Source organism: Pannonibacter sp. Q-1 (assembly GCF_054073275.1).
Window position 1 is genome coordinate 227,299 of the sequence record NZ_JBSXNB010000008.1, and the last position, 21,206, is coordinate 248,504.

18 protein-coding genes are annotated in these 21,206 nt (G+C 64.4%); 4 read left to right on the forward strand and 14 right to left on the reverse strand.

Annotated elements, in window-relative coordinates:
- Window positions 1–38 precede the first annotated feature (38 nt).
- From ACVNHC_RS20995 to ACVNHC_RS21015, 5 genes are all read right to left on the reverse strand, one after another.
- The gene (locus ACVNHC_RS20995) at window positions 39–374 is read right to left on the reverse strand and encodes a hypothetical protein (RefSeq protein ID WP_157757106.1); all 336 of its coding nucleotides are present in this window, start codon (window positions 372–374) and stop codon (window positions 39–41) included.
- A 674-nt stretch (window positions 375–1,048) separates the two neighbouring features.
- The gene (gene rplT / locus ACVNHC_RS21000) at window positions 1,049–1,408 is read right to left on the reverse strand and encodes a 50S ribosomal protein L20 (protein WP_019965303.1); all 360 of its coding nucleotides are present in this window, start codon (window positions 1,406–1,408) and stop codon (window positions 1,049–1,051) included.
- A 28-nt stretch (window positions 1,409–1,436) separates the two neighbouring features.
- A complete protein-coding gene (rpmI, locus tag ACVNHC_RS21005; protein WP_019965302.1) occupies window positions 1,437–1,634 on the reverse strand; it encodes a 50S ribosomal protein L35 in 198 nt (65 codons plus the stop codon).
- Window positions 1,635–1,943: 309 nt separating this feature from the next.
- On the reverse strand, window positions 1,944–2,486 hold the full coding sequence (gene infC, locus ACVNHC_RS21010) for a translation initiation factor IF-3 (RefSeq protein ID WP_026355866.1): 543 nt from the start codon (window positions 2,484–2,486) through the stop codon (window positions 1,944–1,946).
- A 210-nt stretch (window positions 2,487–2,696) separates the two neighbouring features.
- Complete coding sequence (locus ACVNHC_RS21015; RefSeq protein WP_457169246.1) at window positions 2,697–3,884, reverse strand: glycosyltransferase family 4 protein; 1,188 nt, start codon at window positions 3,882–3,884, stop codon at window positions 2,697–2,699.
- 75 nt (window positions 3,885–3,959) lie between these two features.
- On the opposite strand from ACVNHC_RS21015, the gene ACVNHC_RS21020 reads away from it, so the two are divergent.
- Complete coding sequence (locus ACVNHC_RS21020) at window positions 3,960–4,760, forward strand: alpha/beta hydrolase (RefSeq protein WP_457169248.1); 801 nt, start codon at window positions 3,960–3,962, stop codon at window positions 4,758–4,760.
- Between the two features lie 3 nt (window positions 4,761–4,763).
- Here ACVNHC_RS21020 and purU read toward each other — a convergent pair whose 3' ends face one another.
- Complete coding sequence (gene purU, locus ACVNHC_RS21025) at window positions 4,764–5,615, reverse strand: formyltetrahydrofolate deformylase (protein ID WP_186392362.1); 852 nt, start codon at window positions 5,613–5,615, stop codon at window positions 4,764–4,766.
- A 118-nt stretch (window positions 5,616–5,733) separates the two neighbouring features.
- The gene (locus ACVNHC_RS21030; protein ID WP_457169251.1) at window positions 5,734–6,204 is read right to left on the reverse strand and encodes an Lrp/AsnC family transcriptional regulator; all 471 of its coding nucleotides are present in this window, start codon (window positions 6,202–6,204) and stop codon (window positions 5,734–5,736) included.
- A 114-nt stretch (window positions 6,205–6,318) separates the two neighbouring features.
- Between ACVNHC_RS21030 and ACVNHC_RS21035 the strand changes: the two genes are divergently transcribed.
- Entirely contained in the window at window positions 6,319–8,703 is a 2,385-nt protein-coding gene (locus tag ACVNHC_RS21035) for a transketolase (protein WP_457169253.1), read from the forward strand.
- A gap of 257 nt (window positions 8,704–8,960) precedes the next feature.
- Here the strand turns inward: ACVNHC_RS21035 and ACVNHC_RS21040 are convergent, their stop codons facing one another.
- From ACVNHC_RS21040 to ACVNHC_RS21055, 4 genes are all read right to left on the reverse strand, one after another.
- The gene (locus ACVNHC_RS21040; protein WP_123195800.1) at window positions 8,961–9,959 is read right to left on the reverse strand and encodes a L,D-transpeptidase family protein; all 999 of its coding nucleotides are present in this window, start codon (window positions 9,957–9,959) and stop codon (window positions 8,961–8,963) included.
- Window positions 9,960–10,218: 259 nt separating this feature from the next.
- On the reverse strand, window positions 10,219–12,837 hold the full coding sequence (locus ACVNHC_RS21045; RefSeq protein WP_457169254.1) for a cation-transporting P-type ATPase: 2,619 nt from the start codon (window positions 12,835–12,837) through the stop codon (window positions 10,219–10,221).
- A gap of 73 nt (window positions 12,838–12,910) precedes the next feature.
- Window positions 12,911–14,620, reverse strand: coding sequence for a cation:proton antiporter (locus ACVNHC_RS21050; RefSeq protein ID WP_050473852.1), 1,710 nt, complete (start codon window positions 14,618–14,620; stop codon window positions 12,911–12,913).
- Window positions 14,617–14,844, reverse strand: coding sequence for a helix-turn-helix domain-containing protein (locus ACVNHC_RS21055; protein WP_050473851.1), 228 nt, complete (start codon window positions 14,842–14,844; stop codon window positions 14,617–14,619). The genes ACVNHC_RS21050 and ACVNHC_RS21055 overlap by 4 nt, the downstream gene beginning before the upstream one ends.
- A 136-nt stretch (window positions 14,845–14,980) precedes the next feature.
- On the opposite strand from ACVNHC_RS21055, the gene ACVNHC_RS21060 reads away from it, so the two are divergent.
- Entirely contained in the window at window positions 14,981–15,841 is an 861-nt protein-coding gene (locus tag ACVNHC_RS21060) for a universal stress protein (protein ID WP_457169257.1), read from the forward strand.
- Window positions 15,842–15,927: 86 nt separating this feature from the next.
- Here ACVNHC_RS21060 and ACVNHC_RS21065 read toward each other — a convergent pair whose 3' ends face one another.
- Window positions 15,928–16,458 carry an NUDIX domain-containing protein gene (locus tag ACVNHC_RS21065; RefSeq protein ID WP_457169259.1) on the reverse strand — a complete coding sequence of 177 codons (531 nt, stop codon included), beginning with the start codon at window positions 16,456–16,458 and terminating at the stop codon, window positions 15,928–15,930.
- Window positions 16,459–16,586: 128 nt separating this feature from the next.
- Between ACVNHC_RS21065 and ACVNHC_RS21070 the strand changes: the two genes are divergently transcribed.
- Window positions 16,587–17,663: an NAD(P)-dependent alcohol dehydrogenase gene (locus tag ACVNHC_RS21070; RefSeq protein WP_457169261.1), complete on the forward strand. Its 1,077-nt coding sequence runs from the start codon at window positions 16,587–16,589 to the stop codon at window positions 17,661–17,663.
- A 110-nt stretch (window positions 17,664–17,773) separates the two neighbouring features.
- Here ACVNHC_RS21070 and ACVNHC_RS21075 read toward each other — a convergent pair whose 3' ends face one another.
- Window positions 17,774–19,954, reverse strand: coding sequence for a TRAP transporter permease (locus ACVNHC_RS21075; RefSeq protein WP_050473848.1), 2,181 nt, complete (start codon window positions 19,952–19,954; stop codon window positions 17,774–17,776).
- 142 nt (window positions 19,955–20,096) lie between these two features.
- A complete protein-coding gene (locus ACVNHC_RS21080; RefSeq protein ID WP_050473847.1) occupies window positions 20,097–21,074 on the reverse strand; it encodes a TAXI family TRAP transporter solute-binding subunit in 978 nt (325 codons plus the stop codon).
- Window positions 21,075–21,206 lie beyond the last annotated feature (132 nt).

Sequence of the window (21,206 nt, forward strand, 5' to 3'; positions counted from 1 at the left end):
CCCACCCGGGGACCTCGAAACTTCTTTGACGCCTGCCCTCAGAAACTGGCTGACACCACGAAACCGGCTGGCCGGCGGCGGGGGCTGGCTGCCGTGCGGCGGTAGCTCACCGCCGCATCGCTTCCCGCGTCATCATTCAGCGCACCGGCATCGCGCATGGCGATGAGCTGGGCCAGAAACGCCGCATCGGGCCGGTACATGGTGAAGCTGGCGGTGCGCTCCTCGGTGCGCAGCACCATGGGCACGGGAACGGAGGGCGGCGTGCGGCGCAGCTCTTCGGCCTGCGCGGCGGTGGCAGCTTCGGCCTTGGCTCTCGCCCTGGCACTGCGGCGGGCGGCGGCACGCTCTTGGGCTCGGATAGGATCGATACGCAACGGATCTGCCTCTGCCTGTTTCACTTCGGGACGCCCTCACGGGGCTTGTCCTGAAAGTCGCAAGGCATGTGCCAGCAGGCCGGACCGCGTTAACTTTTTGACATTGAATTTATTGAGAAATTTCATTTAATGGTTAACACCACAGGCCGCAGGCAGACCTGAAACGCTCAAGGCACTGAGATTCCGTCTGAATCTTCCCGCCCCCGCCAGCCCCATCCGGCGGCCCGTTTCGCCGTCCAGGCACCCATGACCGGACATACTGCGCCGGTCCGGCCCATGCCTCCGGTCCGCCAGCCTGTCCCGTCCCGGCACCCGGCCCCGCTTTGGCACAGAATGGGGACGTGAAATGGGACGGGATGGCTGCGGCAATGGAGCGCCCATCCGTCAAGCACGCCCCTTCCGGCGTCATCCCGGCCGAGCAGAGCGAGAGCCGGGACCGGTGAGCCGGGGTGCATGAGGTTACTCCCTTGCGCCAGAGCCGGTGGTCCGGGACTCACCGGTACCGGATCTCCGCTTCGCTGCGTCCGGTATGACGATGGAGGGGCTTGAGCATTTTCAAGGTGCGATACGTCAGCATCGAAAGCCTTGGTATTATGCGCCCCCTCCGCCCCAAAAGAAAAAGGCGCCCCCGTTTCCGGGAGCGCCTTGCGATCATGCCGCGAGGGCCGGGCTGCTTAGGCAGCCAGAGCGCCCTGAGCCTTCTCGACCAGAGCCTTGAAGGCTTCCGGCTGATGGATGGCGAGATCGGACAGAACCTTGCGGTCGACTTCGATGCCAGCCTTGTTGAGGCCGTCGATGAAGCGGCCGTAGGTCAGGCCCAGCTCACGGGTGGCAGCGTTGATGCGCTGGATCCAGAGCGAGCGGAAGTTCCTCTTCCTGACCTTGCGGTCGCGATAGGCATATTGTGCTGCCTTCTCGACGGCCTGCTTGGCCACGCGGATGGTGTTCTTGCGGCGGCCATAGTAACCCTTGGCTGCCTTGATAACCTTCTTATGACGGGCATGGGCCGTTACGCCCCGCTTGACACGCGCCATTGGTAGTCTCCTTGATTGTCAGGTGGCGTTAGGCGTTCGGCATGTACTGCTTCACGATCCGGGCGTCCTGCGGCGACAGCGTGGTGGTGCCACGTGCGTTGCGGACGAACTTGGCCGTGCGCTTGATCATACCATGACGCTTGCCAGCCTGACCGGTCTTGACCTTACCGGTCGCGGTCAGCTTGAAGCGCTTCTTGGCTCCAGACTTGGTCTTCAGCTTGGGCATTTTGCATCCTTTCATTGGCGCGGGCCAAAGCCCGCTCGTTTGTTGGTGCATCGAGAAGCCGCCACGGCATGCCCTGGTTCTCTTGGGACCCGCCTGCGCAGTCTGACTTGTTTCAGGAAAACAGGTCAGAAAACGGCAACAGACAATTGGTCCACGGAGAGCCGGACGACTCTGGACCGGAGGCTTATAGGGACAGCCTGCCGCCTTTGCAACCGGATTCATGCGGGCACTGGATCACCCGCATCAAAAAAGCAAGGCGGCCACGGATTGCTCCGCAGCCGCCGCACGAATCTTTTGCCGGAAAAAGGCTCAGCGCTGGATCGGCGACAGAACCATCACCATCTGGCGGCCTTCGAGGCGGGGCGAGGACTCGACCTTGGCGATTTCCGCCGTCTCGTCGCGCACCTGCATCAGCAGCTTCATGCCAAGATCCTGGTGAGCCATTTCACGGCCGCGGAACCGGAGCGTGACCTTCACCTTGTCGCCTTCAGAGAAGAAACGCATCATCGCCTTCATCTTCACTTCATAGTCATGAGTGTCGATGTTCGGACGCATCTTGATCTCCTTGATCTCGACGGTCTTCTGCTTCTTGCGCGTTTCAGCTGCCTTCTTCTGCGACTGATACTTGAACCGGCCGTAGTCAAGGATCTTGCATACGGGCGGCTGCGCATTCGGCTGAATCTCGACCAGGTCGAGACCGGCCTCCATCGCGATTTCGAGGGCTTCACCAGTCGGGACAATGCCGCGGTTCTGGCCTTCGTGATCAATCAGCTGGACTTCGCGAACGCGAATTTCGTCATTGGTGCGCGGGCCATCCTTCGTGGGAGGCGGGGCGCGGAACGGACGGCGAATGGTCGCTATCTCCTCTATCGTTGCAGCACGGTCGTTTGACTGTTCCCGCAAGGGCACAGAGCACCATTCCAGAACAGGAACAGAGCACCACTCCAATGCGCTTCAGCCCCGCGCGCTTGCGCCGGGGCCGCGGCCACATCCAGTGTGGCAGGAACGGACAAAGCATTGGCCGAAGCGCAGAGAAAGTCAACCTTTCTTGCAAGCCGGCGATCATTCTGCCCTGCGGCCAAGCAGCCCGGCATAAGCTTCAAGCGTGGAAGCGCACATGGCTTCCACCGTGAAATGCCGCGCCACATGCCCCTGCGCCCGCTCCACAAGCGCCGCCCTTGCATCAGGGGCAAGCGCCAGAACGCCGGCAATGGCACCGGCCAGCGCGGCTGCATCCCCCGGCGGCACGCGCCAGCCGGTGCGCTCTTCTTCCGGCACTTCCGGCGGGGCCAGCACCGTTTCCGGCACGGCGCCCAGATCCGACACGATCACCGGCACGCGGGCCGCCTGCGCCTCCACCGCTGCCCGGCCGAAGGCTTCAGGCTCAATCGACGCCACCACGGAGAGGGAGGAGAGGGAAAGTGCGGCGGGCACATCGGCACAGTGGCCCACCAGCCGCACGTCGCCTTCCAGACCGGCTGCGGCGATCTGCGCCTTCAGTTCGGCCAGATAGCCGCTGCGGCCCTGATCATCCCCGGCAATGATGGCGAGCGGCAGGGCCGCGCCCCGCGCCTTGAGCTCCGCCATGGCGGCAATCAGCACCTTCTGCCCCTTCCAGCCGGTCAGCCGGGCCAGCTGCAAAAGAATGGGCCGGGACCCGTCCACGCCCCAGGCCTCCACCAGCGCCGCGCGCCGCTCAGACGTCACGGCCTCGGGCGCCAGCGCGGCGATGTCCGAGCCCCGGTAGATGACCGTGATCTTGCCGCGGGCAAATTCATGACGGGCAGCAATGAGATCTGCCGTGTAGCGGGAATTGGCGATGACACAGTCGCCCCGCGCCATCACGGAATTATACCAGGACTTCAGCGCGCCCTTCTGCTTGTAGATGCCGTGATAGGTGGTGACGAAAGGAAGCCCGAGCCCGCGCGCAGCCATCAGCGCCGACCAGGCCGGAGCCCGGCTGCGGGCATGGATGAGCGAAATGTTCTCCGCCTGCGCCACCTGCTTGAGGCGCCTCGCATTGGCAAGGATCGTCAGCGGGTTCTTGGACTTCACCGGCAGGATGATGTGCTTGGCGCCAAGGGCTTCCAGCTCCGGCACCAGCCGCCCGCCTTCGCTGACGACAACCGCCCGCCAGCCCCTCGCCACCAGCGCGGCGGCCACATCCACCGTGGTGCGCTCGGCCCCGCCGGTGTTGAGATCCGGGATGACCTGAAGCACGGCCGGGCGGGTGGTGGTGTCGCTCTTCACAGGCAGGGCCCTTCAATTTGCCGCCCGCCTGTGCCACACCGGCCCGCAGCAGGACTGTTACAGCGGAGCCTTACATTGGATCAGGACGGCCTTCAATTCCTCACCCTCGGCCATGGCGCGGATGAACGGCAGATCGTGGTGAAGGCGGAACCGGGCAGGCAGCCCGGCCTGTTCTGGCTCTCCGGCTTCAAATCCCACATGAACGGCTCCAAGGCCGAGGCGCTGGCGGCCCATGCGACGGCGCGCGGGCAGGCGGTGACGCGCATGGATTACTCCGGCCACGGCCTGTCGGGCGGCGCCTTCGAGGACGGCACCATCTCGCGCTGGCTGGAAGAGGCGCTGGCCGTGTTTGACCGCTGCACCAGCGGCCCGCAGGTCCTCATCGGCTCGTCCATGGGCGGCTGGCTGGCGCTGCGGCTGACACAGGAGCATCGCAAGGCCGCACTGGCCTCCGGGCAGCCGAGCCGCATTCGCGGCCTCGTGCTCATTGCGCCGGCCACGGACTTCACCGAGGAACTCATCTGGAAGATGCGGCTGGATGAGGAGGGCCGGGAGCGGCTGATGCGCGATGGGCGCATAGAGCGCCCCTCCGCCTATGGGGACGGGCCTTACGCCATCACCCGCCAGCTGATCGAGGATGGCCGCAATCACCTGCTTCTGGACAAGCGCCTCGCCACAGGCTGCCCGGTCACCATCCTGCAGGGGCGCGAGGACCCGGACGTGCCCTGGCAGCATGCGAGCCGCCTTCTGGAGGCGCTGGCGGAAGATGACGTCACCTTCACGCTGATCCCCGATGGCGATCACCGCCTGTCCCGCCCGCAGGATGTGGACTTGCTCCTGCAGGCGGTGGACCGGCTTTCCGGCTTGAAGGCCTGAGCCTTAGCGGTTGAAGACGATGGTCTTGTTGCCGACGATGATCACCCGGTTTTCCAGGTGGAACTTCACGGCACGGGCCAGCACCCGCGCCTCGATGTCGCGGCCGCGGGCCGTGAAATCATTGGCCGACAGCGAGTGGTTCACCCGCTCCGCGTCCTGCTCGATGATCGGACCCTCGTCGAGATCGGCGGTCACGTAGTGAGCTGTCGCACCGATCATCTTCACGCCGCGCTCATGCGCCTGATGATAGGGCCGCGCGCCCTTGAAGCTCGGCAGGAACGAGTGGTGGATGTTGATCACCTTGCCGAACAGCCGCTTGGACAGGGTGTCGGACAGGATCTGCATGTAGCGGGCCAGCACCACCAGATCGGCACCGGTCTCCTTCACCAGCGCCAGCAGCTTGTCTTCCTGCTCCGCCTTGTTGGCCTTGGTCACCGGCCAGTAGTGGAACGGAATGCCCTCGTGGGTGGCGGTGCGGGCGCTGTCCTCATGGTTGGAGACAATGGCGACGACCTCCGCATCCATCCAGCCGACGCGGATCTGATAGAGAAGATGCAACAGCGCATGGTCGAACTTCGAGACCATGATGATCATCTTCTTGCGGCGCGACATATCGGTGAGTTCGGTCTTCAGGTCGAAGCGGTTCACCACCGGCGAAATGGCATTGGCAATCGCATCGCGGGTGGTCTCATCCGGCACGATGAATTCGATCCGCATGAAGAAGCGGTTGGTCACCCGGTCCCAGAACTGATCGCTCTCGGCGATATTGGCGCCAAGATCGGCCAGCTCGGTGGTGATGGCGGCCACGATTCCCGGACGGTCTTCGCAGGACAGGGTCAGGACAAAGGACTTCATTTTGAGGACCAATCTTGTTTTCCAGTCAGTGGGCGAGCGTTGTAGATCAATTCGGCGGAAAGTGCAGCGCGCTTTTCGAACCGCCGCCCGAAATCGATGCAGCTTCGGGAGGCAGGCGTCACGGCGTGCGGCTGATGCCGAACTTGACGCGGCGCAGGGGGATGGAGCTTTCGATGCTGGAGACGCAGGCAAGCTTTGTCAGGCGGCCGGTGAGAAACGCCTCGAATCCGGCCAGCCCATCCGTCACCACCCGCAGCAGATAGTCCCGGTTGCCCGTCATCAGCCAGCAATCCACAACTTCGGGGAAGGTGCGCACCGCCTCCTCGAACTGGGCCAGCGCCTGATCCACCTGCCGGTCGAGCTTCACCGACACGAAAACGGAAACGGAAAAGCCCAGCGCCGCCTCGTCGATCAGCGCCGCATAACCGGTGATGATGCCCGCCGCCTCCAGCTGGCGCACGCGCCTTGCCACGGGCGTGGGGCTCAGGCCCACCCGCTCGCTCAACTCCTGCACACTCAGGCGGCCATTGGCGCCCAACTCCCGCAGGATACGGACATCAAATTCATCAATTCTGGCTGTTTCCACCACTAAAACTCAAAAATTGGAGAAAACCGGCAAAATACTGCGCCTGAAAGGCGGAAACAGCAAGGACACACTCCCCCGCTTCATCCCATGATGGGATGCCGGAAGGAGAGAACAATCATGTCCCATCAGCATCTCAAGACCATCGAGCAGCGCCTGCTCTGGCTGTCGCATTGGATGATCCACAACGCCAACCATCTGCGGCCCAAGGCGGATGGCATCAAGATCGGCGGCCATCAGGCTTCCTCCGCCTCGATGGTGTCGATCATGACGGCGCTCTATTTCTCGGCCCTGCGGCCGGAAGACAGAGTGGCGGTGAAGCCCCATGCGGGGCCGGTGTTCCATGCGATGCACTACCTGATGGGCAACATCGCCCGCGAGAAGCTGGAGAATTTCCGCGGTTATGGCGGGGTGCAGAGCTATCCGAGCCGCACCAAGGACGTGGATGACGTGGATTTCTCCACCGGCTCTGTCGGCCTTGGCGTTGCCATCACCTCCTTTGCCTCCATCGTGCAGGACTACATCTCCGGCAAGCCCTGGGGCAAGGATCTGCGCCAGGGCCGCATGATCGCGCTGATGGGCGATGCGGAGGTGGACGAAGGCAATGTGCACGAGTGCCTGCAGGAAGGCTGGAAGCACGACCTGCGCAATGTCTGGTGGATCATCGACTATAACCGCCAGTCCCTCGACGGCGTGGTGCATGAGGGCCTGTGGGCCCGCATCGAAAAGATCTTCGAAGCCTTCGGCTGGGATGTGGTGAAGGTGAAATATGGCGTGCTGCAGCGCGCCGCCTTTGCCGAGCCGGGCGGCGAGCGCCTGCGCGCCTGGATCGACGCCTGTCCGAACCAGCTTTACTCCGCCCTCACCTTCAGCGGCGGCGCCGTCTGGCGCCAGCGGCTGATGGATGATCTGGGCGATCAGGGCGATGTTTCCGCGCTCATCGGCCGGCGCAGCGACGCAGACCTCGCCGCGCTGATGGAAAACCTCGGCGGCAACTGCGTCGAGACCATGGCACAGACCTTCGCCGGCATCACCCATGACCGGCCGGTCTGCTTCCTTGCCTATACGGTGAAGGGCTGGGGCACGCCGATTGCCGGGCACAAGGACAACCACGGCGGCCTGATGACCAAGGCGCAGATGCAGGACTGGCAGGCCCATATGGGCGTGCCGGAAGGGCAGGAATGGGAGCCTTTCGCAGGCGTTAAGGACCGGGCCGGGCTGCAGGCCTTCCTGAAATCCGTGCCCTTCTTCGCCGCTGGCCGCCGCCGTCACAGCAGTGACAGGGTCAGCGTCCCTGCCCTGCCCGCCCCGTCCGGCGAACGCGAGACCTCCACCCAGATGGCCTTCAGCCGCATTCTGGATGACATCGGCCGCCAGAAGAGCGATCTGGCGGAGCGTATCGTCACCCTGTCGCCGGATGTGACCGGCACCACCGGTCTCGGCCCCTGGGTGAACCGGCGCAAGCTCTGGGCCCGGAACGCCAGGGCCGATCTCTTCCGCGCCCAGAACATTCCTTCCACCGCCAAATGGGACTTTGCTCCGGAAGGCCAGCATATCGAGCTGGGCATTGCCGAGATGAACCTCTTCCTGCAGCTTGCGGCGGCGGGGCTTTCATCCCCCCTCTTCGGCAAGCGGCTGCTGCCGGTCGGCACGGTCTACGATCCCTTCGTCTGCCGTGGCCTCGATGCGCTGAACTATGCCTGCTATCAGGACGCCCGCTTCCTCATCGCCGGAACGCCCTCAGGCATAACGCTTGCCCCCGAAGGCGGCGCGCACCAGTCGATCAACACCCCGCTGATCGGCATGTCGCAGGACGGGCTGGCCGCCTTCGAGCCTGCCTTTGCCGCCGAGCTGGCGCTGATCATGGGCTGGGCCTTCGACTACATGCAGCGCGAGGGTGATGCCACGCCGGACCCGGTGAACCTGCTGCCGGACGCCAAGGGCGGCGCGGTCTATCTGCGCCTGACCACCCGGCCCATAGAACAGGCTGCGCTTCCGGCAAGCGAAGACTTCGCCGGCGATGTCATCAACGGCGCCTACTGGCTGCGCCCGCCGGGACCGAACTGCGAGGTGGTGATTGCCTATCAGGGCGCCGTGGCGCCGGAAGCCATTGCCGCTGCCGGCTATATCGGCGAAGGCCGCCGCGATGTGGCGGTGCTGGCGGTCACCTCCGCCGGACGCCTGCATGCGGGCTGGACGGCGGCCCAGCGTCTGCGCCGCAAGGGCGAGTTGCCGCCCTTCGGCCCAGCCAGCCATGCAGAGCGCCTGCTGTGGAACCTGCCGCGCCATTGCAAGCTCGTCACGGTGATCGACGGCCACCCGGCCACGCTCTCCTGGCTCGGCAGTGTCTGCGGCCACCAGTCGCTGGCACTCGGGGTGGAGCATTTCGGCCAGACCGGCACCATCGGCGATCTTTACCGCCACTTCGGCATCGACACGGCCTCGATCGTTGCCGCCGTCTCCAGCCTCACCGCCGGCCGCCAGCTGCGGCAGGTGCCAGCCTGAAACAGCAACGGGGAGCCAGGGCTCCCCGGCTGCCTTTTTGACGAGCGCTCACCCCTCCACCGTCATACCGGACGCAGCGAAGCGGAGATCCGGTACCGGTGAGCCACAGACCATCAGCTATGTTGCTCGGGGACAAACATCACGCACCCCGGCTCACCGGTCCCGGCTCGCGCTCCGCTTGGCCGGGAAGACGATGGAGGGGTGTGCGGCAGATTGACGGGGAGCCAAGGCTCCCCGTTCGTACATTCGGATTGCGCTCAGTCCTTGCTCACGTGCCGGTCTTCCGGCTCCACCAGCATCTTGAAGGGGTCGGCCAGCGCGGCTTCCGGGCGGCTGACCGGATAGGCGCGGTTCGAGGTGCGAGCGGCCAGTTGCTCCGGCCCGTCACGGCGCAGCAGCGCGCGGAAGCTCGGGTGCATGCCGCCGTCCACATAGGACACCACATGGTTTCTGCGGCTTGAGGCAATCGCCTCGTCCACCTTCAGCTTTTCCGCGTCCAGCTGAGCCACCAGTTCCGGTTCCGGCGGAACGGCCACCTCCGGGCACGGCGCCAGCGGATTGCGCGGCGTGCCGTCCTTGAACTCGGTGTTGAAGACATAGCGCCTGCCGCAGGCGGCCACCTTCGGCTGCTGCTTCGTCAGTTCGAAGCTGTCATAGCCTTCCTTGAGCGTCCGCCAGAACGGCATTTCCGGATCGGACCGGTGCAGCGCCATGTTCTCCGCCGTCATGCGGAAAGGAAAGGCCTGCACCTGGAACGCGGCCTGACCGGAGGCCAGCGCCTTGGCGACGATGGCGTAAATTTCGCCCGCTGCCTGATCTGTCATCGCATAGCAACCTGAGGACGAACAGGCGCCATGCACCATGAGCGCATCGCCCGTGTAGCCCAGTGCCGATTCCAGCCGGTTCGGATAACCGAGATTGAAGGAGACGTAATACTGCGACTGCGGGTTCAACATCCCCGCCGACACATGATAGAAGCCCTCGGGCGCCTGACGGTCTCCCTGCTTGCGCTTCGGCCCCAGCTTCCCGGACCAGCGGCACATGGGATAGGTCTTGAACAGGGCATAACGCCCGGTCTTGTCCACCTTCCACACCTCCAGCTCGCTCTCCTGCTTGAAGATGCGGACCAGCACCGGACTTTCCGGCTTCATGTCCTTCTTCGCCATTTCGGAGATCGTGGCGCTGGAAAGGCGCGGCGCATTGCGCGACAGGTTTTCGTAGTCCGACCCGGCACAGCCGGCGAGGGCAAGCGCCATGACGCCCGCAAGGATGAGCCTGCGCAAGGGCCGCAGACCCTGTCTCGAACGGCCTTGGGGTTGGATGGATGTGCCGGGCAGATGGAACAGCGAACTCATTCTGGCAGTATCTTCAGCTTCCGGTCCTGAGCCCCCCGGAGCGGGTGGTTGCATGGATATGCGTCAAGATCAACCGAAGTTATTACCGGTGCGTTAAGGATGTGAACACGTTCAGGTGAGCGGCGGGCTGGCGCAGCAAACCCGCCGCTGCACGGGCCGGTCAAGCCTTACCCGGCCGGACTTTCAGCCCGAGCCGGATCTGCTTTTCGATCTCCGCCAGGGCAAAGAAAACCACCCCGGCCCCGACGATCAGAAGCCCGTCCAGGAAAGGCACGGCCTCAGTCCCCAGCAGCATCTGCAAGGGTGGCAGGTAGGTGACGGCGAATTGCGCGGCGGTGACCGCCAGAACCACCGTCCAGACCACCTTCGTCCCCTTCACCGCCGCCCATGTGAGGGAGGTGCCGTAGATGTTGCGGATGAAGAAGAGGTGGAAAATCTCGAGCACGACAACGGTGTTGACCGAGATGGTCTGCGCCAGTTCCAGCGAATAGCCGCGCGCCAGCGCATAGTTGAACATGCCGAAGACGGTTGCGACGAAAAGACTGCCGACCAGCACGATGTGCCAGACCAGATCCCCCGTCAGCAGCGGCGCATCACGGCGGCGCGGCGGGCGCGCCATTGTGCCGGACTCCGAGGGTTCAAAGGCCAGCGCCAGCCCCAGTGTCACGCTGCTGACCAGATTGATCCACAGCACCTGCACGGCCGTGATCGGCAGGGCAAGGCCGAGAAACAGCGCCAGAATGATCGGCAGGGCCTGACCGGCATTGGTCGGCAGCGTCCAGCTGATCACCTTCTTCAGATTGTCCCACACCGTGCGCCCTTCGCGCACAGCGGCGGCGATGGAGGCGAAATTGTCGTCGGCAAGCACCAGATCGGCAGCTTCCTTGGCCGCTTCCGAGCCCTTCAGCCCCATGGCAATGCCCGCATCGGCACGCTTCAGGGCCGGGGCATCATTCACCCCGTCTCCCGTCATGGCCACGGAGAGGCCCCGCGCCTGCAGGGCCGCAACCAGCCGCAGCTTGTGCTCGGGGCTGGTGCGGGCGAAGACATCGCAATCCACCACTTCCATGGCAAGCTGAGGGTCATCCAGCCTGTCGAGATCCGCCCCGGTGAGCACCCGGTGCGGATTTTCAAGGCCGATCTGCCGGGCGATGGCCGCCGCCGTTCCGGCGTGGTCACCGGTGATCATCTTCACCCGGATTCCGGCCGTCCGGCATTCGGCCACGGCCTCGATCGCCTCCGGACGCGGCGGGTCGATCAGCCCGGCCAGGCCCAGGAACGTCAGACTTCCGTCAAGGCTGTTCCGGTCGATTTCCGGACCCGTCTCGTGCCGCATGGCAAGGGCCAGAACACGCAAGCCCCGTTTTGCCATGGCTTCGGCCCGGTCATGCCAATGCGGCAGGTCAATCCCGTGGCACATGCGCAGCACCCGCTCCGGCGCTCCCTTCACATGGGTGACGCGCTCGCCGCCGGCCTCCGCCAGGACCGCCATATAGCGGTGGCGGCTGTCGAACGGGATGACATCCAGCCGCTCGGCATTGATCTCGCCCGCAGCCTTGCCCGCCAGCGCAAGCAGCGCCCCTTCCATCGGATCGCCCTCGACGATCCAGTGCCCGGCCTTGCAGGCAAGGGCCGCATCGTTGCAAAGCGCGGCCGTCCGGGCGAGATGCGAGAGATCTCCGCGCGGCTGGATCGCCCCGGAGGGGGCATAGCCGTCGCCTTCCACCTCGAACACGCCGTCCGGTGTCTCGACGCAGACAACGGCCATCTCGTTGCGGGTCAGGGTTCCGGTCTTGTCGGTGCAGATCACCGAGACCGAACCGATGGCCTCGATGGCCGGGAGGCGGCGGATGATGGCATGGCGCTGCGCCATGGCCCTGACGCCGATGGCCAGCGTGATGGTGGTGACGGCCGGCAGGCCTTCCGGAATGGCGGCCACAGCCACGCCGACAACCGCCATGAACAGGGATGCAAAAGGATGGCCGCCGAGGAAATACCCCCAGGCCAGCAGGATCGCGGCGGCCAGAACGATCAGCAGCGAGAGCCAGCGGGCAAAGTGATCCATCTGCTCCACGAGCGGCGTCTTCAGGGTCTCCACGCCGGACAGAAGCCCGCCGATGCGGCCGATTTCCGTATGCGTACCCGTTGCCACCACGAGGCCACGCCCGGAACCTTGCGTCACCAGCGTGCCGGACCAGAGCATGGACCGCCGGTCCCCCAGCGGTGCATTCTCCGCCACCGGGGCGGCGGTCTTGTCCGTGGGAACCGATTCTCCGGTCAGGATGGCTTCCTGCGCGCTCAGCCCATGGGCCTGCAGCAGCCGCAGATCCGCAGGCACCTTGTCCCCGGCCTCCAGCAGCACGACATCGCCCGGCACCAGCGTCGTGCCATCGACCGAAACGCGCTGCCCGCCACGCAGGACAGCCGCCCGCGGCGCCAGCATGCTGCGGATGGCGGCCATCGCCGCCTCCGCCTTGCCTTCCTGCAGGAAGCCGATCATGGCATTGCCCGCCACCACTGCCAGAATGACGGCGGTGTCGATCCAGTGCTGCAGCAGGGCCGTCACCACAGCCGCCCCCAGCAGCACATAGATCAGCACATTGCGGAACTGGGAGAGGAAACGGACAAGCGCGCTGCGGCCTGGCGCCTCGGGCAGGCGGTTGGGGCCGTGGGTTTCCAGGCGGCTGGCCGCCTCTTCCGGGGACAGCCCCCCGGGGCCTGCGGACAATTGATCAAGGCAGGCCTGTGCGGTCTGGCTGTGCGGAGAGGTCAGGGTCATGCAGTCTCTGGCTCCTTCGTCATCAGATGTCAGAGGGCCTTGCCCCCATGCGATTCTCTTTTCAGATCCTTTCTCAGGCCGTGGCGCGGCCTTCCGAGGCAATTTCAGGGATCTCGGTCCGCTCCTCCTCCTCGGCACCGCACAACAGCTCTGCTGCCCGGTCCGCCGCGTCCTGGAACGGCTCCAGCACCAGATTGACACCCGAACCGGACAGGACGCCCGTGTCGTGGGCGGTGTGGGAGGCCGCCGCGATGCGCCCGGTAAAGCCAGCCGCCCGCGTCAGCTGGATCAATGTCCGGCGGGCATCCTCATGGCTGATCCCGGCCGGGTGGATCGGCACCGTGGAGACAATCCAGACAGCCTCACGCAATGGCAGTTCGGCGACGAATTCCGGATCGGTCGCATCCCCGAATTCGGCGGCAAGGCCCAGTTCCTTCCAGCGCTGCACGGCCTGCGGATTGAAATCGATGCCCAGCACCCGGATGCCCCGCCGCTGCAGCCGCATGCCGATGGCCGTACCGAAGCGCCCGAGGCCGAAGAGAATGATCTGGAACCGCCCCTTGGGCAGAGCCGCCGTCTCCCCTGCCTCCCGGTGGGCATTGCGCCGCTCGAACAGGCCGAGCCAGGGCTCGCACAGGGCATAGAGCTGATGGGAATAGGTGATCATGTAGGTCGAGGCGGCGATGGTGACGAGGCCAACCATGGTCACCAGCCCCAGCGCCTCGTCCGGCACATGGCCCAGCGTCACGCCCATGGCGATGAAGATCAGCGAGAATTCGCTGATCTGCGCCACCGTTAGGCCGGCCAGAAAGCCGGTGCGCTTGCGGTAGCCCAGTGCCCCCATGATCGCCAGAACGATCAGCGGATTGCCGATGAGCACGAACAGGGAAAACACCACGGCCCCGGTCACATGGCTGCCCAGCTGCGACAGATCCAGCGTGGCACCGAGCGCAATGAAGAAGAAGAGCAGCAGGAAATCGCGCAGCGGCCCGAGCCGGGCTGCAATGGTTTCCCGGTAGGCGGTGGAAGCCAGCGCCACACCGGCCAGCAGGCCGCCCACTTCCTTGCCAAGGCCGATCTGATCGCCGATGGCTGCAAACATGGCCGCCAGCGCAAGCGCGAAGATCACCAGCAGCTCCGGCACCCGGGCCAGCCATGCGGTGAGCGGATTGGCAAGATAGCGCACGAACAAAGCCACCGCTGCCACCATGGCAAGCCCAGCGCCCATGATGGTGACGATGGAGCCATCCCCATGCCCGCCTTCTCCGGCAGCACCGATGCCGATGGCCGACAGCACGATCATGGCAAAGACCACGAACAGATCCTGCACGATGAGGAAACCAAGGGCGATCTGGCCATGCAACGCATCGATCTCGCGCTTGTCGGACAGCAGCTTGACGATGATGATGGTGGAGGAGAACGTCAGGGCCACCGCCACATAGAGGCTGGTAACATGGCCAAGGCCCAGCGCAAGGCCGATCAGATAGCCGAAGAAGGCGGTGAAGAGCACCTGCCCCAGGCCGGTCATGACCGAAACAAGGCCAAGGGACCGGACCAGCTTCACATCCAGCTTGATGCCGACGAGGAACAGCAGAACCGCAATGCCGAGTTCGGACAGCAGCTTGATCTGCTCCCCGGAGTGAACGACATCCAGCGCCGATGGCCCGGCGACCAGCCCGACAGCAATGAAGCTGACGATCAGCGGCTGGCGCAGCAGCGTGCCGGCAAGGCCGACGGCGGCAGCCAGCACAAGAAGCAGCGAGACTTCGGTGAAAACGCTCATTCGCTTTGCCCCTCCGCATGCGGCGTTTCAGACGGTCCGCAGGTCCTTGGCACGGTTTCATGGCGGCGCAGGAACTCGGCCAGATCCGCATCCGCGATCCGCCAGCCCTTGCCGATATCGATGGCCCTGAGTTCTCCGGCCTTGATCCAGTGCCGGACCGTGGCTTCGGCAATCTTCAGGCGGTCAGCGACCTCCCGGACGGTCTGATAGGTTTCGCAAGGCATCCTGACTGTCCCTGACTTCAGTTCGGTGAAGCATAGCGGCGTTTGACATCGTTTGATTGAGATGGATCAATTCAGAGGCTGCCAATGCGTGCTCGTATGATGGAAAGACGACCAGAACAGCCAAGGGAGACAGCCCGTGCTTCAGCGGATCATGCTGGCGACAGATTTTTCCGAACGGTCCGACCGGGCGCTGCGCCGCGCCGTGCTGCTGGCCCGGGCCCATGGCGCGGCTCTGGATCTGGTCCACGTGGTTGATGACGACCGGCCGCGGCGGATCGTGGACCGGGAATTGTCCGACACGCGCAGTCTTCTCATGGACCTTGCCCAGTCCCTGCGGGCGGCCGATGGCATTGCCTGCACGGTCGATACGGTTCTGGCTGATCCGTTTTCCGGCATCGTGCAGGCAGCGGAACAGCGGCGGCCGGACCTGCTGGTGCTCGGCCCTCACCGCCGGCAGGTCCTGCGTGATGCCTTCGCCGGCACCACGGCAGAACGCACGATCCGCACCACAAATTGCCCGGTTCTGATGGTCAACGGCCCTCCGGCCGCCCCCTGGCGCCATGCGCTGCTGACCACGGACCTGACGGACCAGTCCCGAGCAGCGCTTTCCCGCTTTGTCTCACTTGGCCTCACCGCAACACCGGCCAGCGTGCTGCATGTGTTTGATGTGCCGGCCCTCCGGCTGACCATGTCCGGCACGCTGCACAAGGAAGACCGGGATCTCTACCTGTCGGATCAGGCAAGCGCCGCCCGCGGCCGCCTTGCCGCCTTCGTCCAGGGGATCAGTGGCCTGCAGGCCGGGCTGATGGTCCGGCACGATGAAACCACCCAGGCGCATGAAATCCTGCAGGCGGCAGATGAGGCGGGGGCTGATCTCATTGTCATGGCCAACCACGGCAAGGGCATGCTGGCACGGATGATCCTTGGCAGTGTCACGGCCAAGGTGCTGCAATCCGCCCCGGTGGACGTCCTCGTCTTCCCCGCCAGCCCGGACTGACACCGTTTCTCGATGGGCCTGTCTCATCGGAAAACGGTATGGCCCGTGCAGAGCCTGAGCCATTTCAAGGCGTGATGCATCAGCATCTAAAGCCTTGGCATAAGGCCGCCCTCTTCAAACTCCTGATAGGTCTGCGGGCTGGTGAGGACGGCCCAGACATAGGGCACGATCTGGTCCCGCACGGCCTGAAGGTCAAACATGCCGATTTCGGAAATCTTGTCAGGCTCGCAGATCTGCAAGGCATCGGGCATGTGCTCCGCCTTGAAGAAATAATCGATATAGATCCGGTCCGGCAGGCGGCGGTGCAGCACCTTGGCAAAGGACACATCACCGGGTGCAAGCCTCACACCGATTTCCTCCGCGGCCTCGCGCAGCAGGGCTTCCAGCGGGGTCTCGAGCGGCTCCACGTGACCCGCCACAAGGCTCAGGAAGCCGGGATAATAAGCACTGCCCGCACGCCGGATCATCAGGTGCCTGCCGTCTTTTTCATGGATGAGATGGGTGGAAACCTGTGTCTTCATCGGGCCTGCCTTCCCTGTCCGCAGACGCTGCTTGTAGCGCAGCATCAGCCGGGCGGCGAGCCTTTCCGGACCGGTCCACAGAGCGTGAAGCGCCACCGTGAAACGTCAGGGTTTCAACCAAGGTGATCGGGAAGCCGCCAGGCGGCAGGATGGCTTGCCGGACGTCCGGGACCTGCCCGGCAGGCCTGTTCCGGCATCCCGCATGGGGGCAGAAGGAGGACACCATGGCACAGATGATGAAGGCAGCGATCTTCGCCGGACCCAACCGCATCGTTCTTGATGAAAAGCCGGTGCCGGATGTGGGGCCGCTGGACGCGCTGATCCGCATCACCACCACGACGATCTGCGGCACGGACGTGCATATTCTCAAGGGTGAATACCCGGTGGAGCGGGGGCTGACCATCGGACATGAGCCGGTCGGCATCATCGAGAAGCTGGGCTCCGCCGTGAAGGGGTACAAGGAGGGGCAGCGGGTGATTGCCGGCGCGATCACCCCCAGCGGCCACAGCGCGGCCTGCCTGTGCGGCTGCATGTCCCAGGATGGCGCCGGCACGAAACATGGCTTCAAGGCCATGGGCGGCTGGCGCTTCGGCAACACGATTGATGGCGCTCAGGCCGAATATCTGCTGGTCCCCGACGCGATGGTCAATCTGGCACCCATCCCCGACGGGCTGACGGACGAGCAGGTTCTGATGTGCCCGGACATCATGTCCACCGGCTTCTCCGGGGCGGAAAGCGGCGCCATCAAGATCGGCGACACGGTGGCGGTGTTTGCGCAAGGCCCCATCGGCCTGTGCGCCACGGCGGGTGCGCGGCTGATGGGCGCAACGACCATCATCGGAGTGGAATCCGTCCCTGCCCGCATGGAAATCTCCCGCCGCATGGGCGCGGACCACATCGTCGACTTCAGCAAGGGCGACCCGGTGGACGAAATCATGCGGCTGACGGATGGGCGCGGCGTGGATGTTGCCATCGAGGCCCTCGGCCGGCAGGAGACCTTTGAAGCCGCGCTGCGGGTGCTGCGTCCCGGCGGGACCCTCTCCTCGCTCGGCGTCTATTCCAGCGACCTCACCATCCCGCTCGGGCCCTTCCTCGCCGGACTTGGAGACCACAAGCTGGTCACATCCCTGTGCCCCGGCGGCAAGGAGCGCATGCGCCGGCTGATGGATGTCATTGCCTCCGGCCGCCTCGACACCAGCTCGCTGGTGACGCACCGGTTCAAGCTGGACGACATTGAAGCGGCCTATGACCTCTTCGCCAATCAGCGCGACGGCGTTCTGAAAATCGCCATCACGCCCTGAAAATCGCCATTCCGGCGCTATGGCGCATAAAGAAGAAGCGGCGCCATCGGGTGGATGGCGCCGCTTCATTTCATTCACATGGCTCGCTGGCACATGCCCCGCCGGCCGGATCAGTCCGAGCCGCGGGCGAGCATGCCCGGCGTAACGAAGCGCTTCTGATAGGCAAGCAGCGCCACGCCGATGGCAAGGCCGGCGAGATCGGAGATCAGGCCGCCCTGGATCATGCACAGGGCGCCGATCAGCAGCACCACGCGCAGGACAGAGGCGAGTTTGCCGAAGTACCAGCCCTGCACCGCCGCCGCGAGCATGTAGATGCCGATGCTGGCCGTGACGAAGACATGCAGGACTTCCATCCAGGTGCCCTGCATCAGCAGGGCCTGCGAATAGAAGAACATGAAGGGCACGACGAAAGCGGCAAGACCGATCTTGAAGCTTTCGACCGACGTCTTCATCGGATCCGACCCCGACAAGGCCGCCCCCGCATAGGCGGCAAGCGCCACCGGCGGTGTGATGGCGGACATGACCGCGAAGTAGAACACGAAGAAATGCGCCGTCAGCACCGGGATGCCGAGGTTGACGAGGCCCGGAGCCACGACAGCTGCGGCGACCGCATAGGCAGCCGTCGTCGGCATGCCCATGCCCAGCACGATGGAAATGCACATGGCAAAGAACAGCGCCAGAAGCTGGTTCTGTTCGGCAATGCCAAGCAGCAGGCTGGAGAAGCGGGCGCCGACACCGGTGAGCGCGATCACGCCGACGATGATACCGGCGCAGGCACACACGGCCACCAGCTGGATCGACATGCGCGCCGCCAGATCAAAGGCCTTGGCGAGAAGGCGCGGCCCCATCCGGTGCGGCGTCAGCCAGCTGACAACGGCTGCGGCCATCATCGACACCGTACCGGCACGGATCACCGAATAGCCGGCAAACAGCGTGTAGATCAGCATGATGATCGGGATGAAGAGATAGACCTGCTTCAGCAGTTCCTTGAAGACCGGCAGCTCTTCCTTGGGAAGGCCCTTCATGCCCATCTTCGTCGCCTGAAGATCGACCATGAAGTAAACCGAGGCGAAATAGAGCACCGAGGGGATGATCGCCGCAATGACGATATCCGTGTAGGGGATGCCCGTCACTTCGGCCATGATGAAGGCGCCGGCACCCATGATCGGCGGCATGATCTGTCCGCCGGAAGAGGCAGCCGCTTCCACGGCAGCCGAGGTCTTGGCCGGATAGCCGACCTTCTTCATCAGCGGGATGGTGAGCGAGCCGGTCGACACCACGTTGCCGGCCGATGTGCCGTTGATCATGCCCATCAGGCCCGAGGCCAGAACCGCCACCTTGGCCGGTCCGCCGCGGGCGCGGCCTGCCGCTGCAAAGGCGAAGTTGACGAAATAGTCGCCCACTTTGGAGGCCTGCAGGAAGGCGGCGAAGGTGATGAACAGGATGATGTAGGTGGAGGACACCGCCACCGGATCGCTCAGGATGCCCTGATCGGTGAAGATGTAGGTGAAGAAACGCCGTGCCTCATATCCGCGATGGTTGAGGAAACCGGGCAGATAGGGGCCTGCGAAGGAATAGAGGATGAAGATCGAGGCAATCGCCACCAGGGCAAGGCCCGCCACGCGCCGTGTCACTTCCAGAATGAGAATGACGCCGACGAGAGCTGCATAATAATCCGCCGGCTGCGCCATGGCCGTTCCGGCGCGCAGGCGGATCGGCCCGACGTTGAAGAGGATGTAGCCCAGAACCGCGATGGACGCGATGCCGAGGGCATAATCCGCCCAGCCGATGCGGGCACGGTCCCGGTTCGGCAGGAACCAGGCCCCGGCCAGAGCCGCAAGCGTGCCAACCAGAAGCGGCAGACCGAAATTGGCGAAAACGAACGCCGGCGGACGCGGAATGCCGGCAAGCCAGTAGCCACCCCAGGCATAGGCCACCATGGCAAAGCCATAACCGATGCCGCCGACACCCACGGCCATGAACAGCCAGTCGAGCGGATTGCGGCGCGCACCGGCGGGCGCCGTATGCGGCAGCTGCACGGCGGAATAGATCAGGAACCCGAGCAGCAGCCCGCCGCAGACGTGGATCAGGCGGTAGGTCCAGGTCTCCAGCGGGTAGAGGTTCATGACCCCGATGTGAAAGGCCGTATAGGCAATGCAGAGAACCGTGATTGTCAGGTTGATCCAGCTGCCATGCAGGCGCTGGTTGCTGGCAACCGGTTCTTCATCGACATTCTGGGCCAGAATCGGCCCGCTGCCCTTGGGCGCTGAGGCGTTGTCAGCTTGTGTCATGGTGTTCGTCCCGAATGGATACCGGATCATTCACGAAGAATGGCGGCAGCCGGCAGCTGCCGCCCTCCGGAGTTTGGCCACCCGGCACGAGGGCCGGGGGCTCATCTCAGGGCTTGATGCATCAGCATCTATAGCCTTGGTCTTACTGACCCTTCAGGGCATCGGGAATGGTGATGCCCTTTTCTTCATAGTAGCGCACGGCGCCCGGATGGAACGGCAGGAACGAGTTCTTGTCGATGTTCTCTGCGATCGTCTCGGCTGCGGTGGCGTGGATCTGCACCATGCGGTCGTTGTTTTCCATCACCAGCTTGGTGATTTCATAGGCCAGCGTTTCCGGCATTTCGGCATTGGCAACGGCGAAGTTCCACAGGCTGACGGTGCCCTGCGGGTCCGGGAAGCCCTGATAGAGGCCGCCGGGCACTTCGAAGGCAGCCAGTTCCGGCATGGCTTCGAGGATCTTCGTCTGCTCGTCTTCACTGAAGCCGAAGATGTTGACCGGGTTTTCAGCTGCAATCTGGGCGAAGGCGGAGATCGGAACGCCGGCTGCGAAAGCGAAGGCGTCGATCAGGCCGTCCTTGACCTGGCTGGTCGCATCATTGGCGCCGGAATAGGAAATCACCGGCTTCACGCCGACGGTTTCAAAGTAGCGGGGCCAGTAGGTTGCGGCCGTACCGCCAGCCGGACCAACCGACACGCGCTTGCCGTCAAGATCAGCCACCTTCGTGATGCCCGAAGACTTCAGCGCAACAACCTGGAACGGCGTCTGATACATGGGGAACAGGGCGCGCAGGCTCTTGTGCTCGACACCCGGTGCCAGTTCGCTTTCACCCATCCAGGCCTGATAGGCCGGGCCCATGGTGACGAGGCCCATCAGATGGTCGCCGGTTTCCACCAGCGTGGCGTTCTGCACCGGCCCGCCGGTCACTTCAGCCGAAGAATTGACACCGAGCTTCTCGGTGATCAGGCCGGCAAGGCCCGTGCCGTAGATGAAATAAGTGCCACCCTGGCTTGCCGTTCCAATGGTCATGCTGCCGGGCCAGCCGGTCTTGTCCTGAGCAACGGCCGGGGCAGCAACGCAAAGCGCCATGGCACCAGCCATGGCAATCATCAGCTTCTTCATGGAATCCTCCCAACGGTCTTCCGATATGGTCCGCCCGGCGCCTCCTCTGGGCCGGACTTGACCGGACCTAAGCGCCTGCCGGGACGCATGGCAACGCCGGGAGGTCCTCCAGACGGCCGGTTTCTTTCATTT